We start from the raw sequence: 15,370 nt of genomic DNA on the forward strand, positions 1-15,370 counted from the left end.
ATGGTGTCAGATACCGGGGCAGGGATCACAGGCCCCGACCCCGTCTCCGCACCGATCCCCGGCCGAGCCATGGCCACTCTACCGGCCGGGGAATCGGGGCATCAGTGGTCAGGGTTGGAGGTGACGAGTTCGGTGAGGACTCCGCCGCAGTCCTTGGGGTGCAGGAAGGTGATCCGGGAGCCCATGGAGCCCGTGCGGGGCTGGTCGTAGAGCACGCGGACGCCCTTGCCGCGGATGGCCTCCGAGTCGCCGAGGACGTCCTCGGTGCCGAAGGCGATGTGGTGGACGCCCTCGCCGTTCTTGGCCAGCCACTTGGCCACCGTGGAGTCCTCGCGGGTGGGCTCCAGGAGCTGGAGGTAGGAGGCGCCGCCGTCGGAGGTCTCGTTGATCTTGAGCATGGCCTCGCGCACGCCCTGCTCCTCGTTGACCTCGGAGTGGAACACCTCGAAGCCGTACGTGGCACGGTAGAACTCGACGGTCTTGTCCAGGTCGAAGCAGGCGATCCCGATGTGGTCGATTCTTGTCAGCATGGGACCAGTGCACCGCCGAGAGGGGCGGTCACGCAACGTGCCAGCGATCACACCGACAGCCCGGTGACGCCGCGGGTACCGCTCAGTACATTCAGGTAAACCCTCGTTCACTCCTCATCCTCAAGGGGCTGTGCCTCATGTCCGGATCGAACAACACCACTTCAGTGATCGTCGCCGGGGCCCGCACGCCCATGGGACGACTGCTCGGCTCGCTGAAGTCCTTCTCGGGCGCCGACCTCGGCGGCTTCGCCATCAAGTCCGCGCTGGACCGGGCCGGGATCTCCGGCGACCAGGTGCAGTACGTGATCATGGGCCAGGTGCTCCAGGCCGGCGCGGGCCAGATCCCCGCCCGCCAGGCCGCGGTCAAGGGCGGCATCCCGATGAACGTGCCCGCCCTCACCATCAACAAGGTGTGCCTCTCGGGCCTGGACGCCATCGCGCTGGCCGACCAGCTGATCCGCGCCGGTGAGTTCGACATCGTGGTCGCGGGCGGCCAGGAGTCGATGACCAACGCCCCGCACCTGCTGCCGAAGTCCCGCGAGGGCTACAAGTACGGCGCCATCGAGATGCTCGACGCGATGGCCTACGACGGCCTCACCGACGCCTTCGAGAACATCGCGATGGGCGAGTCCACCGAGAAGCACAACACCCGCCTGGGCATCGAGCGCGCCCCGCAGGACGAGTTCGCCGCCGTCTCGCACCAGCGTGCCGCGGCCGCGCAGAAGAACGGCGTCTTCGAGGCCGAGATCACCCCGGTCGAGATCCCGCAGCGCAAGGGCGAGCCGGTGGTCTTCTCGCAGGACGAGGGCATCCGCGCGGAGACCACCGCCGAGTCCCTCGGCAAGCTGCGCCCGGCCTTCGCCAAGGACGGCACCATCACCGCCGGCACCTCCTCCCAGATCAGCGACGGCGCGGCCGCCGTGGTCGTGATGAGCAAGGCCAAGGCCGAGGAGCTGGGCCTGGAGTGGCTCGCCGAGATCGGCGCCCACGGCAACGTGGCCGGCCCGGACAACTCGCTCCAGTCGCAGCCGTCGAACGCGATCCTGCACGCGCTGAAGAAGGAGGGCCTGGAGGTCGCCGACCTGGACCTCGTCGAGATCAACGAGGCCTTCGCCGCCGTCGCGGTGCAGTCAATGAAGGACCTCGGCGTGACCCCGGAAAAGGTGAACGTCAACGGCGGCGCCATTGCCCTGGGGCACCCGATCGGCATGTCCGGCGCCCGCGTGGTGCTGCACCTGGCGCTGGAGCTCAAGCGCCGCGGCGGCGGGGTCGGAGCGGCCGCGCTGTGCGGCGGCGGCGGGCAGGGCGACGCCCTGATCGTCCGCGTGCCCAAGGCCTAGGAACCCGTCGAAGCAGCGGTACGAGAACCGAGGAGAGCAGCACGCATGACGGTGGTGGACGTCCCCCAGCTCGTGGCCCAGGCGCGTGAGGGCAGGCCGAGGGCGGTGGCCCGGCTGATCTCGCTGGTCGAGGGGGCGTCCCCGCAGTTGCGCGAGGTGATGGCGGCGCTGGCCCCGCTCACGGGCAATGCGTACGTGGTGGGCCTGACGGGGTCGCCGGGTGTCGGCAAGTCGACTTCGACCTCCGCGCTCGTGACGGCCTACCGCAAGGCCGGCAAGCGGGTCGGCGTCCTCGCCGTCGACCCGTCCTCGCCGTTCTCCGGCGGTGCGCTGCTCGGTGACCGGGTGCGGATGTCGGACCACGCCTCCGACCCGGGGGTCTACATCCGCTCCATGGCCACCCGCGGCCACCTGGGAGGTCTCGCCTGGTCCGCGCCGCAGGCGATCCGGGTGCTGGACGCGGCGGGCTGCGACGTGATCCTGGTCGAGACGGTCGGGGTCGGGCAGTCCGAGGTGGAGATCGCCGCGCAGGCGGACACCTCGGTGGTGCTGCTGGCTCCCGGGATGGGCGACGGGATCCAGGCCGCGAAGGCGGGAATCCTGGAGATCGGCGACGTCTACGTCGTCAACAAGGCCGACCGGGACGGCGCGGACGCCACTGCCCGGGAGCTGAACCACATGCTGGGCCTGGGCGAGTCCCGGGGCCCGGGGGACTGGCGGCCGCCGATCATCAAGACCGTCGCAGCGCGGGCCAAGGGCATCGACGAACTCGTCGAGGCGCTGGAGAAGCACCGGGCGTGGATGGACGAGCACGGGGTGCTGGCCGAGCGGCGTACGGCGCGCGCCGCGCGCGAGGTGGAGACCATCGCGGTGACGGCCCTGCGGGCCCGGATGGCCGATCTGCACGGGAACGCCCGGCTCGAAGCGCTGGCGGCCCGTGTCGCCGCGGGCGAGCTGGACCCGTACGCGGCCTCGGACGTGCTCCTGGCGACGCTGACGGAGGCCTGAGGCCCTTCCCGGCCCGCGCTGGCCGGATCGGGGCTGATGCGGGTGCGGGCGGTCGACCATAGACTGGCGAACGCCCGGAATGCCCCGATAGAGGGAGTGGCGTCATGGCCAAGCGCGGCAACAAGAAGCGAGCACGCAAGAAGAAGAAGGCGAACCACGGCAAGCGTCCCAACGCCTGACCGACCGGACCGCCGCAAGCGTACGAGGAGCCGCACCCCCGCCCCGGGGGTGCGGCTCCTCGTTCTGCTGCTGTCGCAGGCCGTCAGCGGCTGTCGTAGTTCTCGTAGCTGCCGTTCTGGTCGCTGTCGTCGCCGTCCTCGTCCTCGTCGGAGTCCGAGGGGGACACGGTGGCCTTGCCCGAGGTGGGGTCGACGTGGACGTTCTGCGTGCGGCCGTCGCCGGACTTGATCTGCACGTCCCAGTAGCGCTTCTGGCTGCTGCCGTCGTTGTCGTCGTCGTCCCAGTTCACCGACCAGACCGTGCCGGGGTGGGCGGCGAGGGCGGCCGTGATCGCCTTCTGGGCGTTGACCTTCGCACCGACCAGCGCGGCGTTCTCGTTGCGGTCGTCGTCGTTGCGTTCGGTGCCCCGGGTGGTGGCCTTGCCGTCGGAGCCGACCTCCACCTCGGCGTACGTGCCGTTCTTGCCGATGATGTTCACGTGCCAGGTCGAGCCGTCCTTGTCGAGGGACTCGATGACGCCGGGGTAGTGCTTCAGTGCCGCCGCGGCGGCCCCCTCCGCGTCGACGGAGGCGCGGACGGCCGTGGAGACCGCCGGGAGGGCTCTGCCCGCGTCGGCCGCCGCCGCTCCGGCGGCGGCCACCGGGCCGCCGACGAGCAGGACCGCGGCGGCCGCGGACGAGACGTACAGGGTGCGCTTCATGGCTGACCTCCTCGGGCCGGCCATGCGCTTGCGGTTGCTCGGCGGGCGGCCGGCGAGCGAGCGTTACCGCCCATTCTCCCGGCTGCCGGCGAGGACCGCGCGGCCAGGGATCCCGCTCAGGCCTTGCCGCGGTTGTCGCGCAGGTGGTCCGCGACCGGTCCCAGCGAGCCGCGCAGCGCCGCCAGGGCCTCCGGCGGCAGCAGGTCGATGAAGTGCCGGCGGACGGACGCCACGTGGTGCGGGGCGACCTTGCGCATGGTCTCCATGCCCTCGTCCGTGAGCACCGCGAACAGGCCGCGGCGGTCGGACTCGCAGTTCACCCGGCGGACCAGGCCGGCCGCCTCCATGCGCGTGATCTGGTGGGACAGCCGGCTCTTGGACTGCAGGGTCGCGGTCGCGAGATCGCTCATCCGCATCCGGTGGTCGTCCGACTCCGAGAGGTTCACGAGGATCTCGTAGTCGTTGTTGGTGAGTCCGAAGGGCTGGAGATCCTTTTCCAGCTGGTGCATCAGCAGTCTGCTGACGTCCAGGTGGGTGCGCCACGCGCACTGCTCGGCGTCGGTCAGCCAGCGCGTGGCCGTCTCGGTCTCGATGGTCTCCATGAATGAACTCTACCTAAGAAGTTGAATTACGTACAAAAGTGCGAGCGGGATTCGAGCGGGACTAGAGGCCGAAGCGCCGCTGGAGATCACCCAGCTGCCCCGGCATCCGGGGCACACCCAGCTGCCCCAGCGGACCCTGACCCGCCCCCGGAACGCCCTGCGCGTTGCCCGCGGCGGCACCGGCGCCGACCGCGCCGACGGCCTGCTCCGCCATCAGCATCTCCGACGACTGGAGCAGGACCGTGCCCGCCCCCACGAACTCGAACTGGTGTTCCTCGCCCGAGGAGCCGCCGATGCCCGTCAGCGAGCGCAGTCCGCCGATCACGCCCGACATGTAGCCGTGGTCGTAGTGGTGGCAGGGGGAGGGGCAGTCGGCCCATCCCACCAGTGCCTGCGGGTCCACGCGCAGTGGCGGTTCCATGAACACCACCGGACCGTTGGACGCCGCCACGAACTTGCCGGTTCCGATCAGCGTGAGGAAACCCGGGACGATCGACTGCTTGAGCGCCAGCGAGGGCTGGTACGCCAGCAGGTTCCCCGACCGGATGGTCAGGTTCCCGTTGTCCAGGTCGTACGAGTTCACGTCGAAGGCCCGGTCGGCGAGCAGCATCTTGCCCTGCCCCTCGGCCACCACCCAGTCGCTCGCGTGCAGCGGCGAGTGGAAGCTGGTGCGCAGCAGCCGGTCGAAGCGGCCGTGGCCGATGCCGTTGAACTCGATGCTCCCGTAGTACGAGATCATCTTGCCCTTCTGCAGGAACCACTGGCTCCCCTTGAGCTCCACGCAGAAGGTGTACGCGTTCACGTTGTCGTCGGAGGGCAGGGTGTACGGGTCGAAGACCGTTGGACCGCCGGCGCCGCCGGGTCCGCCCATCACGGGACCAAAGTTCACAGCTTCTCCTCCGAGGCCTGTACGTACACCGCGCCCTGGCCGGACAGCTCCAGCTGGAACGCCTCGCCCGAGCCGCGCCCGACCATGTCCCGCCAGCCCAGCGCCGTGGACAGCTTGTTGCGGACGTCCCCGTGGTGGGCCACGTACGCCTGCGGGTCCACGTGGACCGGGCGGTTCGGGGTGATCGGGAGCTCGATGACCCCGCCGTGGGCCATCACGGCGACCGAGCCGTGGCCCTTGAGGGTGGTGGTGAACAGGCCCTGGCCGGTCACCTGGCCGCGCACCATGCCCATGACCCCGCCCTGCGAGCCCATGAACATCGTGCCCTGCTGGAGGGAGCCGTCGAAGGCGAGGAGCCGGTCGGCCTCCACGTACAGCGTCTCGCCGGTGAGGCTGATGACCTGGATGTGGTGGCCGCCGTGGCCGAACATCACGGTGCCGCTGCCCTCGACCGTCATCAGCGGGGTCTGCTCGTTCGCCACGCGGCGCCCGATCATGCCCATGACCCCGCCCTGGCCGCCGGTCAGGCTCGGGGTGAAGGACACCTCGCCGCGGTACGCGAGCATCGCGCCCCGCTGGCTGTACATCTTCTGCCCCGGGACGACCTGGGCCTCGACCATCTTCGAGTTGATCTCGCGGAACGGCATCAGACGTCGCCCCCGATGGTGTTGCGCTCGCTGGGCTGCACGTACACCAGGCCCTCGCCCTCGAAGCGGATCTGGAACGCCTCGCCCGAGCCCTCGCCGATCAGCGTGCGGAAGTTCACGCCGGACTGGAAGGACTGCTGGAGGTTGCCGGTGTGCGCGATGTACGCGCCCGGGTCGACGGAGAGCGGGTACTGGGCGCTGACGCGCAGCACCACCGCCGGGCCGTCGGACGTGATCGCCGCCTGGCCCGAGCCCTCGACGGTCGTCGTGAACAGCCCGTTGCCGGTCGTCGCGCCGCGCAGGCCCGTGAAGGTGGTGCCGGTGCGCAGGCCGGCGTCGGTGCACAGCAGGTTGCTGGACTCGACGTAGAGCTTCTCGCCGCGCAGATTGACCAGATTGATCTCACTCGCGCGGTCGGCGAAGAAGCAGGTGCCGTGCCCCTGGACCTCCATCACGGTCATCTGCTCGCCGGTCAGGCGCCGGGTCACCATGCCGCGGAGGCCTTCGCCGCCGCCTGTCATCTTCTTGAAGGCCATCTGACCGTCGTACGCGACCATGGAGCCGTTCTTCGCTTTTACGGCGTCCCCGGTCAGGTCGACGGCGAGCACCTTGCTGCCTTGGAGTCGGAACTGAGCCACGGGATGACGTTATCGGCAGTGGGCGCACCCGAACAGGGCCTGTTGGCCGATATCCGCCACACTCGGGCAGGTTCGTGCACCTTCGGGGTGTGCGAACGGCCCCCGGCGGGACCCGCGTCAAGATCTCCCGCACCGGCTGAGACACTGGAACGGACCCCCGGCACCCACCCGAAGGTTCCACGTGGACATCAAGACCGCTTCCGCCCTGCACCGGCTGCGCCTCATCTCCGTACCGGAGGCGCTGTCGTTCCCGGCCCTGCTGATCTTCGGGTCGCTGCTGAGCCGGATCTCGGACATCGACTACCTGATGATGCCGCTCGGCGCCCTGCACGGGATCCTGTTCGTCATCTACGCGGTCTTCCTGCTGGATGTCTGGAACAAGGCCAAGTGGCCGCTCAAGAAGGCCGCCCTGTTCTTCCTGCTGGCGCTGGTGCCCTTCGGCGGCCTGTACGGCGACCGGCTGCTCAAGCGCGACGAGGCGGACAGCGTCCTGGCCGCGCGGGCGCGTGAGGCGGCCCGCGCATGATCGTCGCGTTCTCCGTGACCCCGCTGGGGGTCGGAGAGGAGGTCGGCGCGTACGTCGCCGACGCCGTGCGCGTCGTACGGGAGTCGGGGCTGGCGAACCGGACCGACGCCATGTTCACCACCGTCGAGGGCGAGTGGGACGAGGTGATGGACGTGGTGAAGCGCGCCGTGGAGGCCGTGGAAGCGCGCGCGCCGCGGGTCTCCTTCATCCTCAAGGCCGACATCCGCCCCGGTGTCACCGACGGCATCACCTCGAAGGTCGAAACGGTCGAACGGCACCTCGCGGCGGGCTGACGCGCTCATACGGCGTGGATGTGCACATCCGGCGGATTCAGCACGGCCAGATAAGCCGCGATGTCCTCCGGGTCGCTGGTGAAGATCACCGCGCTGCCGTGTTTCGTAGCGGCCAGGGCCACGCAGGCATCCACCGCGTCGGGCCGTTTCTTCGGTGGGAGTCGGGCTTGCCCCAGGACGGTCCCGATTCGGTGCCAGTCGGCCAGGTCGAAGCCCGTCGCGCAGGCGATGCACTCGGGCCGGCCCGCCCTGGTATCGCGCATCGGCGGGGCCGAGCTGCGAGCCTGCGGCACGGTGCAGTCTCTGAGGGTGGTGGCCAGTCGGTGCACGAGTGCCGGATGCGGGCGCCATACCTGGGCCAGCACCGGCCCTAGGACCACCGCCCGGTGCGGGGTGGCCTTCAGCGCTTCATGCAGGTGGGCCGGCTTGGCTTTGCGGTCTGCCAGAGCGATCAGCATTCCCGTGTCGTAGACAGGGACCCTTGCGTTCACGCGGCCTCTCCGGGGCGGGCACGGGCTCGATCCGGCCCGTAGACGAGGTCGAGGGCGGATTCGACCTCCCGTCGCTCCTGTTCGGTCAACTCTCCGGCCGGAGGAGCGGTCTCCGGACGGAGAGCAGCAGCCTCGGCCTCGGCCGCCGCGATGATGGCGTCAACGCCCGCGAATTGATCCTCTATGGCTTCGGTCTCGGCCATCTGCCGTGTCGCCGCGTGCACGAGGTACGCGGAGACGTCCAGGCCGGCCCGTTCTGCGTGTCGCCTGATGCGGTCGGCCTGGTGCTCCTCAAGGCTGATGCTGATCCTGGTCTTGGCCACAAGCACACTGTATGACGCGTATTACGCCGGGCCAAGTGCGGCGTCCTCCGAGTTCCTCAAGGCCGACGTCCGCCCCGGCGTGACGGACGGCATCACCTCGAAGGTCGAAACGGTCGAACGCCACCTCGCCGACGGCTGAGCCCCGGCCCCGCTCCTCTGCTTCCGCGACGCCCCCGGCCGGGGGCGTCCGCACGTCCGCCGTCACCCGTACGGCCCTGGCCCGTCGGCCGGTCAGCCGCCGAGCAGGGCGAGGAAGCGGCGTACCGCCTCGACCACCGGCGCCCCGACCTCGCCGACCACCGCGGCGACCCCGGCGATGGAGCCGAGCGCACGGCGCACGGCACCCGGGGGAGCGGCGTCCCCCTCCTGGACGGTCTCCAGGGATTCGTCGATGACCGCCCGGTCCGCGGCCGAGACCTGGCCCCGGAGCACCTGGATCAGGCTGATCATCTCGCGGAAGACGGCCTGCGGGTCCTGGGGCGCGTTGTAGGTGTTCTTGATCTGGCCGACGTTCCCGGTGCCGCCGTAGACGTTGACGTTGTCGCCGATGTGGCCGATCCGGTAGTCCTCGTTGCCGGTCATCTGCCCACCTTCCCGGTGTTGCCGCGTCCGCCGAACACGTTGACGTTGTCCCCGACGTGCCCGATGTAGTTGTCGATCTTGAGCTCGAAGTCGGCGTGCGGGTTGTCGATCGATTCCATGATCCGGTGGACGAGGTCGTGCACCTCGGCCCGGTCGATGCTCACGAGCGCGGTACGGGGGCTGCCCGCCGTCTCGATGACCAGTGCGTAGAACGTCCTGCGCAGCAGCGCCACGACCAGCCGGCCGATCGCGACGAGCGCCAGGGCCAGCAGGACGAGCACCGCGACGCGGACGGAAGTCTGCTCGTCGTCGCCCGTCAGGCCCTCCTGGATCGCCCACTGGACGATGACCGTCAGGACCGCCAGCGCCACGATCGTCGAGGCGAAGCGTCCGATGGCCGCCTTGCGGTCCGCGTCGATCCGCACGGTCGTCGCCCTGGCGATGTTGTTGAGCGGATACGCCTCGGCGCCGATCCACAGGACGCGCCGACTCACGCGGACATCGATGATCTCGTGTCTGGCCATTGCGGATCCCCCTCCACGCACTGCCCGTAGCGCACAGGATCCTCGTCAACTCCCCCTCCGGCAAGGTGTTTTGGCCAGGCGGATGCGGCGATTCAGCCCTTCGAGCGACGGGCCAGCCCGAGGGCGTAGTCGGGCCACCAACGGCCCGCGGCCGGGCCGCCCCGGCAGGGGCCGTCGGACTCGCCCGGACGCTTGATCCACAGGTACGCGTCCACGAGCGGGTCGCCCGTCCGGTCGGTCGGCGGCGCGCCCAGGGACCGGCCCGGCGGGTTGCACCAGGCCTGCCCGCGGTCGCCGCCCAGCGGGCCGTCGCCGTTGCGGCTGGTGTCGATGACGAAGTGCTTGCCCTTGGCGGCCTTGGAGATCTTGGCGCCGTAGGCGCGCCCGGCCTCGCTGGGCTGGAAGTTGGAGACGTTGAGGGCGAAGCCGTCGGCGCGCTCCAGGCCGGCCCGGTAGAGCGGACCGACCAGTTTCGCCGGGTCCGGGATCCAGGCCGGGTTGCCCGCGTCCAGGTAGACCTTGGTGTTCTTGTTCCGCTTGAGCCGGTCGACGGCCTCGGACAGCAGCCGGAAGCGCTCGTCGTGGTGGTCGGCCCGGGTGCAGCCGTCGACGACGTGCGCGATGGCGTCCGGCTCCAGGATGACGACGGCCTTGTGGTCCGCGATGTTGTCGGCGAAGGCGCCGATCCAGGCGCGGTAGGCGGCCGCGTCCCGGGCGCCGCCCGCCGAGTGCCGGCCGCAGTCGCGGTACGGGATGTTGTACGCGGTCAGCACCATGGTCCGGCCGGCCGCCCCGGCGCCGGCCCGCGCCCGGCGGATCTCCGGGCCGGGGTCGCCCGCGGGACCCCACAGCGCCATCGGCCGGTCCGAGATCCGCCGCAGCACCTGGGCGTCGCTGTTGCGTCCCTGCGCCTCCCAGGCGTCGACCTGCCGGGCAGCGTCGCTCTGCGGGTCCACCCAGAACGGGGACTCGTCGACCGGGCCGACCGCCGCGGGCCGGTTGGGCGGCGCGGACTCCGGCCGCACCTGCGGGGCAGGGCTGCACGCGGGGGCGGCGGCGAGCAGCAGCGCGAGGCCGAGGGCGGCGGGGACGGCGCCGGGGAAGGCGGTGCGCAGGGGGCTGCCGGTGCGGGGAGGGGTGGGGCGGGGGCGGGGGCGGGGGCTGCGGGCGGCGGGGTGGCGACGGCCTGGCATCCGGCTCCTCGGGGCGAAGGGTCGGGCAGCGGACCGGGATATCGTGACATAAGCGACATTAAGGGCGAGGCTGCGACACCGGCCGCGGGCCTCGGGGCCCGCGGGGCTCACCGTCCGAACGCGTTCCCGGGCCGACTGCCCCGCCAGCCCGCACGCGGCCGCGCGGCGGCCGAGGGGTGAGACGGGGCCCGCCGTCAAATGACCGACCGGTAGGGTCTGTGCCGTGCCGAAGCCGCTCAGCCTCCCCTTCGACCCCATCGCTCGCGCCCACGAACTCTGGCAGCAGCGCTGGGGCCCGGTGCCCTCGATGGCCGCCATCACCTCGATCATGCGGGCGCAGCAGATCCTGCTCGGCGAGGTCGACGCCGTGGTCAAGCCGTACGGGCTGACCTTCGCGCGGTACGAGGCGCTGGTGCTGCTGACCTTCTCCAAGGCCGGGGAGCTGCCGATGTCGAAGATCGGCGAGCGGCTGATGGTCCACCCGACGTCGGTGACGAACACGGTGGACCGGCTGGTCAGGTCGGGCCTCGTCGCCAAGCGCCCGAACCCGAACGACGGCCGCGGCACCCTCGCCTCCATCACGGACAAGGGCCGCGAGGTCGTCGAGGCGGCGACGCGGGACCTGATGGCGATCGACTTCGGCCTGGGTGCGTACGACGCCGAGGAGTGCGCGGAGATCTTCGCGCTGCTGCGGCCGCTGCGGGTCGCCGCCGAGGACTTCGAAGAGGCGTAGCGGGGATCACGCCGCCCCCGTCGAGATCGCGCAATTCGGACGGCTAGGCTCGACGGCATGAAAAAGAGCGTGCTGACCCGCTACCGGGTGATGGCCTTTGCCACCGCCGTCATGCTGCTGGTGCTCTGCACCTGCATGATCTTCAAGTACGGCTTCGACAAGGGTGCGGATCTGACCTTCGTCGTGTCGCAGGCGCACGGCGTGCTCTTCATGATCTACGTGGTCTTCGCCTTCGACCTGAGCTCCAAGGCGAAGTGGCCGTTCGGCAAGATGCTGTGGATCATGCTCTCCGGCACGATCCCGCTCGCCGCCTTCTTCGTCGAGCGCAAGGTCCGCGCCGAGGTGGAGCCCCTCGTGACCGACGGGCTCGCCGCCGCGAAGGCCTGAGGACTCGCGTCCCGCTCGATTCCCACGCCCCCGGGGTGACTCTCCGGGGGTTGCCCATCGACATTTACTAGGACGTCCTAGTAAATTCGTGGGTATGGACGCTGACGCCATCGAGGAGGGCCGCCGCCGCTGGCAGGCCCGTTATGACAAGGCCCGCAAGCGCGAGGCCGATTTCACCACGCTCTCCGGCGATGCCGTCGACCCCGTCTACGGGCCCCGGCCCGGCGACTCGTACGAGGGATTCGAGCGCATCGGCTGGCCGGGGGAGTACCCCTACACCCGCGGCCTGCACCCCACCGGGTACCGCGGGCGGACCTGGACCATCCGGCAGTTCGCCGGGTTCGGGAACGCCGAGCAGACCAACGAGCGCTACAAGATGATCCTGGCCGCCGGCGGCGGCGGGCTCTCCGTCGCCTTCGACATGCCCACCCTCATGGGCCGGGACTCCGACGACCCCCGCGCCCTCGGCGAGGTCGGGCACTGCGGGGTCGCCATAGACTCCGCCGCCGACATGGAGGTGCTGTTCAAGGACATCCCGCTCGGGGACGTCACCACCTCCATGACCATCTCCGGGCCCGCCGTGCCCGCCTTCTGCATGTACCTCGTCGCCGCCGAGCGCCAGGGAGTCGACCCGGCCGTCCTCAACGGGACGCTCCAGACCGACATCTTCAAGGAGTACATCGCCCAGAAGGAGTGGCTCTTCGAACCCGAGCCGCACCTGCGCCTCATCGGCGACCTCATGGAGTACTGCGCCGCCGGCATCCCTGCGTACAAGCCGCTCTCCGTCTCCGGCTACCACATCCGCGAGGCCGGGGCCACGGCCGCGCAGGAGCTCGCGTACACGCTCGCCGACGGCTTCGGCTACGTGGAACTCGGCCTCTCCCGCGGCCTGGACGTGGACCACTTCGCCTCCGGCCTGTCCTTCTTCTTCGACGCGCACCTCGACTTCTTCGAGGAGATCGCCAAGTTCCGCGCCGCCCGCCGGATCTGGGCCCGCTGGATGAAGGAGGTGTACGGCGCCAAGACGGACAAGGCCATGTGGCTGCGCTTCCACACCCAGACCGCCGGGGTCTCGCTGACCGCGCAGCAGCCGTACAACAACGTCGTGCGCACCGCGGTGGAAGCCCTCGCGGCCGTGCTCGGCGGCACGAACTCGCTGCACACCAACGCCCTCGACGAGACCCTCGCCCTGCCGAGCGAGCAGGCCGCAGAGATCGCCCTGCGCACGCAGCAGGTGCTGATGGAGGAGACCGGGGTGGCCAATGTGGCCGACCCGCTGGGCGGTTCCTGGTACGTCGAGCAGCTCACCGACCGCATCGAGGCGGACGCGGAGAAGATCTTCGAGCAGATCAAGGAGCGCGGACTGCGCGCCCACCCGAACGGGCAGCACCCGATCGGGCCGATCACCTCGGGCATCCTGCGCGGCATCGAGGACGGCTGGTTCACCGGGGAGATCGCCGAGTCGGCCTTCCAGTACCAGCGCTCCCTGGAGAAGGGCGACAAGCGCGTCGTCGGCGTCAACGTCCACCACGGATCGGTCACCGGGGACCTGGAGATCCTCCGGGTCAGCCACGAGGTGGAGCGCGTCCAGGTCCGCGAACTGGCGGAGCGCAAGGGCCGGCGCGACGAGGCCAAGGTCAAGGCGGGGCTGACGGCGATGCTGGATGCCGCGCGCGACGGCTCGAACATGATCCCGGCCATGCTCGACGCGGTCCGCGCCGAGGCCACGATGGGCGAGATCTGCAACGTCCTGCGCGAGGAGTGGGGCGTCTACACGGAGCCGCCGGGCTTCTAGCCGACGCCGACGCCGACGCCGCCGCGCACCGCGCGGTACGGCCGGTCGTGCCCCCTCCGTACGGTGGCGGGCGCGGCCGGCCTTCGCGTGCCCGCCGCCGGAGCGGCTCGGGCCTCAGGCCGGGGCCGGGCCGCGCAGGCCGTGCATCAGGAGGGCCGTGAAGGTGGTGACCCAGAGCTCGTCGACCGGCTCCGAGCTCACCAGGGCGCGGTGGACCACCGTGCCGGCGATCACGTCGAAGATCAGGTCCGTGGTGCGGTCCGCGAGGGACTCGTCCTCTTCGTACGGGAGTTCGCCGCGCGCCTGCGCCCGCTCGCGGCCCAGTACGACGAGACGTTTCTGCCGGTCCACGATCGCCGACCGGATCCGGTCGCGCAGGGCCTCGTCCCGGGTGGACTCGGAGACCACCGCCATCAGGGCCGTACGGGCCTCCGGGCGCCGCAGCAGCTCCGCGAAGCGCAGGACCACGTACTCGATGTCGGCTTCGAGGGAGCCCCGGTCGGGCAGTTCGAGGGCGTCGAAGAGCTCTGCCACCGCGTCCACGACCAGCTCGCTCTTGCCCGCCCAGCGCCGGTAGAGAGTGGTCTTCGCGACCCCGGCCCGCGCCGAGACGTCGCCCATCGTCAGCTTCGACCAGCCCAGCTCCACCAGCGCGTCCCGCGTCGCGGCGAGGATCGCGGCATCCGCGGCCGCGCTGCGCGGGCGGCCGGTGCGGCCGCCTGGCGGGGTGTGGGTGGCTGAGCTGGGGTTGCGCATGGCCGAGACCATACCCGCCAGTAGTGGAACCGCCGGGACCCTCGAAGGTGTGGTTCAGATCACGGGGCGCCGGGGGGCCCGGGGAGTTACGCTACGACTCGTAGCGTAAGAGCGACAACCACGCGAAGCTACCGGCGCCAGGTGGGGACCCGGCGCCAAAGACCAAGAGGGACCGGCCCGATTCGGCCGATCTTTTTCATCGGCGCGCGCACTCGGGGGAGGATGTACGCATGCAGCCCAGAAACATGTCCATGAGCGGCGTCGTAGACCTTGCCGCGGTGAAGGCGGCCGGCGAGGCCAAGGCGAAGGCCGAGCAGGCGCGCGCGGATGCGGCCCGGCAGGCCGCACAGGGCGGCGCCCCCGCTTCCGCCGGCGCGCTGCCGCCGTCCGCGCTCGTCATCGACGTAGACGAGGCCGGTTTTGAACGCGATGTGCTCCAGCTCTCCGCTGAGGTACCGGTCGTCCTCGACTTCTGGGCCGAGTGGTGCGAGCCCTGCAAGCAGCTCAGCCCGCTGCTGGAGCGCCTGACCGTCGAGGCCAACGGCCGCCTCGTGCTGGCCAAGGTCGACGTCGACGCCAACCAGATGCTGATGCAGCAGTTCGGCATCCAGGGCATCCCGGCCGTCTTCGCCGTGGTCGCGGGCCAGGTCCTGCCGCTGTTCCAGGGCGTGGCCCCCGAGCAGGAGATCCGCGCGACGCTGGCCCAGCTGGTCCAGGTCGCGGAGGAGCGCTTCGGGATCATCGGCATCGAGGTCGACCCGAACGCCGAGGCGCCGGCCGCCGCGACCGCCGCGGCCGAGGCCCCGGCCGGCCCGTACGACGCGCTGCTGGAGGCGGCCGTCGTCGCGCTGGACGCCGGTGACCTGGGCGGTGCGGTGCAGGCGTACAAGAACGTGCTGGCGGACGACCCGGCCAACACCGAGGCCAAGATGGGCCTGGCCCAGGCCGAGCTCCTCGTCCGCGTACGGGACATGAACCCGCAGACGGTGCGCGCCGAGGCGGCCGAGAACCCGCGCGACCCGGCGGCGCAGATCGCGGCGGCGGACCTGGATCTGGTCGGCGGCCACGTGGAGGACGCCTTCGGGCGCCTGGTGGACACCGTACGGGTGACGTTCGGTGAGGACCGCGACGCCGTGCGGGTGCGGCTGCTGGAGCTGTTCGAGGTCATCGGGGCGGACGATCCCCGGGTGTCGGCGGCGCGTACGGCGCTGGCGCGGGTGCTCTTCTGAGGGC

20 protein-coding genes and 1 pseudogene are annotated in these 15,370 nt (G+C 70.8%); 9 read left to right on the top strand and 12 right to left on the bottom strand.

What is annotated here, in order from left to right; genetic code table 11:
• Positions 1–101: 101 nt before the first annotated feature.
• A complete protein-coding gene (gene mce, locus AB0M99_RS20610) occupies positions 102–530 on the bottom strand; it encodes a methylmalonyl-CoA epimerase (protein ID WP_365922362.1) in 429 nt (142 codons plus the stop codon).
• A gap of 137 nt (positions 531–667) precedes the next feature.
• Here mce and AB0M99_RS20615 point away from each other — a divergent pair, with 137 nt between their 5' ends.
• Positions 668–1,870 carry an acetyl-CoA C-acetyltransferase gene (locus AB0M99_RS20615; protein ID WP_365922364.1) on the top strand — a complete coding sequence of 401 codons (1,203 nt, stop codon included), beginning with the start codon at positions 668–670 and terminating at the stop codon, positions 1,868–1,870.
• A gap of 51 nt (positions 1,871–1,921) precedes the next feature.
• Complete coding sequence (meaB, locus tag AB0M99_RS20620) at positions 1,922–2,878, top strand: methylmalonyl Co-A mutase-associated GTPase MeaB (protein ID WP_365922473.1); 957 nt, start codon at positions 1,922–1,924, stop codon at positions 2,876–2,878.
• 262 nt (positions 2,879–3,140) lie between these two features.
• Here the strand turns inward: meaB and AB0M99_RS20625 are convergent, their stop codons facing one another.
• From AB0M99_RS20625 to AB0M99_RS20645, 5 genes are all read right to left on the bottom strand, one after another.
• Positions 3,141–3,758, bottom strand: a complete 618-nt coding sequence (locus tag AB0M99_RS20625; RefSeq protein WP_365922367.1) for a PepSY domain-containing protein — start codon at positions 3,756–3,758, stop codon at positions 3,141–3,143.
• A 116-nt stretch (positions 3,759–3,874) separates the two neighbouring features.
• The gene (locus AB0M99_RS20630) at positions 3,875–4,351 is read right to left on the bottom strand and encodes a MarR family transcriptional regulator (protein ID WP_365922475.1); all 477 of its coding nucleotides are present in this window, start codon (positions 4,349–4,351) and stop codon (positions 3,875–3,877) included.
• A gap of 70 nt (positions 4,352–4,421) precedes the next feature.
• Positions 4,422–5,231 carry an AIM24 family protein gene (locus tag AB0M99_RS20635; protein ID WP_365922477.1) on the bottom strand — a complete coding sequence of 270 codons (810 nt, stop codon included), beginning with the start codon at positions 5,229–5,231 and terminating at the stop codon, positions 4,422–4,424.
• Between the two features lie 14 nt (positions 5,232–5,245).
• A complete protein-coding gene (locus AB0M99_RS20640; protein WP_365922369.1) occupies positions 5,246–5,896 on the bottom strand; it encodes an AIM24 family protein in 651 nt (216 codons plus the stop codon).
• Positions 5,896–6,534: an AIM24 family protein gene (locus AB0M99_RS20645; RefSeq protein ID WP_365922370.1), complete on the bottom strand. Its 639-nt coding sequence runs from the start codon at positions 6,532–6,534 to the stop codon at positions 5,896–5,898. Before AB0M99_RS20645 ends, AB0M99_RS20640 begins: the two co-directional genes overlap by 1 nt.
• 181 nt (positions 6,535–6,715) lie before the next feature.
• On the opposite strand from AB0M99_RS20645, the gene AB0M99_RS20650 reads away from it, so the two are divergent.
• Together AB0M99_RS20650 and AB0M99_RS20655 are read left to right on the top strand one after the other, a co-directional pair.
• Positions 6,716–7,060: a DUF3817 domain-containing protein gene (locus AB0M99_RS20650; RefSeq protein ID WP_365922372.1), complete on the top strand. Its 345-nt coding sequence runs from the start codon at positions 6,716–6,718 to the stop codon at positions 7,058–7,060.
• A complete protein-coding gene (locus AB0M99_RS20655; protein ID WP_365922374.1) occupies positions 7,057–7,353 on the top strand; it encodes an MTH1187 family thiamine-binding protein in 297 nt (98 codons plus the stop codon). The genes AB0M99_RS20650 and AB0M99_RS20655 overlap by 4 nt, the downstream gene beginning before the upstream one ends.
• Before the next feature lie 5 nt (positions 7,354–7,358).
• On the opposite strand, the gene AB0M99_RS20660 is transcribed toward AB0M99_RS20655, so the two are convergent.
• On the bottom strand, positions 7,359–7,811 hold the full coding sequence (locus AB0M99_RS20660; RefSeq protein WP_365922376.1) for a hypothetical protein: 453 nt from the start codon (positions 7,809–7,811) through the stop codon (positions 7,359–7,361).
• 29 nt (positions 7,812–7,840) lie between these two features.
• Positions 7,841–8,167: a hypothetical protein gene (locus tag AB0M99_RS20665; RefSeq protein ID WP_365922378.1), complete on the bottom strand. Its 327-nt coding sequence runs from the start codon at positions 8,165–8,167 to the stop codon at positions 7,841–7,843.
• A gap of 55 nt (positions 8,168–8,222) precedes the next feature.
• Here AB0M99_RS20665 and AB0M99_RS20670 point away from each other — a divergent pair.
• Positions 8,223–8,306 (top strand): annotated as a pseudogene (locus AB0M99_RS20670) (thiamine-binding protein); the annotation flags it as partial.
• Between the two features lie 92 nt (positions 8,307–8,398).
• Here AB0M99_RS20670 and AB0M99_RS20675 read toward each other — a convergent pair.
• The 3 genes from AB0M99_RS20675 to AB0M99_RS20685 form a co-directional block, all read right to left on the bottom strand.
• A complete protein-coding gene (locus AB0M99_RS20675) occupies positions 8,399–8,749 on the bottom strand; it encodes a hypothetical protein (RefSeq protein WP_365922379.1) in 351 nt (116 codons plus the stop codon).
• Entirely contained in the window at positions 8,746–9,273 is a 528-nt protein-coding gene (locus AB0M99_RS20680) for a DUF6232 family protein (RefSeq protein ID WP_365922381.1), read from the bottom strand. The genes AB0M99_RS20675 and AB0M99_RS20680 overlap by 4 nt, the downstream gene beginning before the upstream one ends.
• 92 nt (positions 9,274–9,365) lie before the next feature.
• A complete protein-coding gene (locus AB0M99_RS20685; RefSeq protein ID WP_365922383.1) occupies positions 9,366–10,466 on the bottom strand; it encodes a glycoside hydrolase family 6 protein in 1,101 nt (366 codons plus the stop codon).
• 223 nt (positions 10,467–10,689) lie between these two features.
• On the opposite strand from AB0M99_RS20685, the gene AB0M99_RS20690 reads away from it, so the two are divergent.
• The 3 genes from AB0M99_RS20690 to AB0M99_RS20700 all read left to right on the top strand — a co-directional run bounded on the left by AB0M99_RS20690 (position 10,690) and on the right by AB0M99_RS20700 (position 13,381).
• Positions 10,690–11,199, top strand: a complete 510-nt coding sequence (locus AB0M99_RS20690; protein ID WP_365922385.1) for a MarR family transcriptional regulator — start codon at positions 10,690–10,692, stop codon at positions 11,197–11,199.
• A 57-nt stretch (positions 11,200–11,256) separates the two neighbouring features.
• Complete coding sequence (locus AB0M99_RS20695; RefSeq protein WP_365922387.1) at positions 11,257–11,586, top strand: DUF3817 domain-containing protein; 330 nt, start codon at positions 11,257–11,259, stop codon at positions 11,584–11,586.
• Between the two features lie 94 nt (positions 11,587–11,680).
• Positions 11,681–13,381, top strand: coding sequence for a methylmalonyl-CoA mutase family protein (locus AB0M99_RS20700; protein ID WP_365922389.1), 1,701 nt, complete (start codon positions 11,681–11,683; stop codon positions 13,379–13,381).
• A 114-nt stretch (positions 13,382–13,495) separates the two neighbouring features.
• Here AB0M99_RS20700 and AB0M99_RS20705 read toward each other — a convergent pair whose 3' ends face one another.
• Positions 13,496–14,137, bottom strand: coding sequence for a TetR/AcrR family transcriptional regulator (locus AB0M99_RS20705; RefSeq protein WP_365922391.1), 642 nt, complete (start codon positions 14,135–14,137; stop codon positions 13,496–13,498).
• A 230-nt stretch (positions 14,138–14,367) separates the two neighbouring features.
• Between AB0M99_RS20705 and AB0M99_RS20710 the strand changes: the two genes are divergently transcribed.
• Positions 14,368–15,366: a tetratricopeptide repeat protein gene (locus tag AB0M99_RS20710; RefSeq protein ID WP_365922393.1), complete on the top strand. Its 999-nt coding sequence runs from the start codon at positions 14,368–14,370 to the stop codon at positions 15,364–15,366.
• The last annotated feature ends 4 nt before the right edge of the window (positions 15,367–15,370 follow it).

The sequence above is a fragment of the Streptomyces sp. NPDC051183 genome, from assembly GCF_040682455.1.
Classification (GTDB): Bacteria; Actinomycetota; Actinomycetes; order Streptomycetales; family Streptomycetaceae; genus Streptomyces.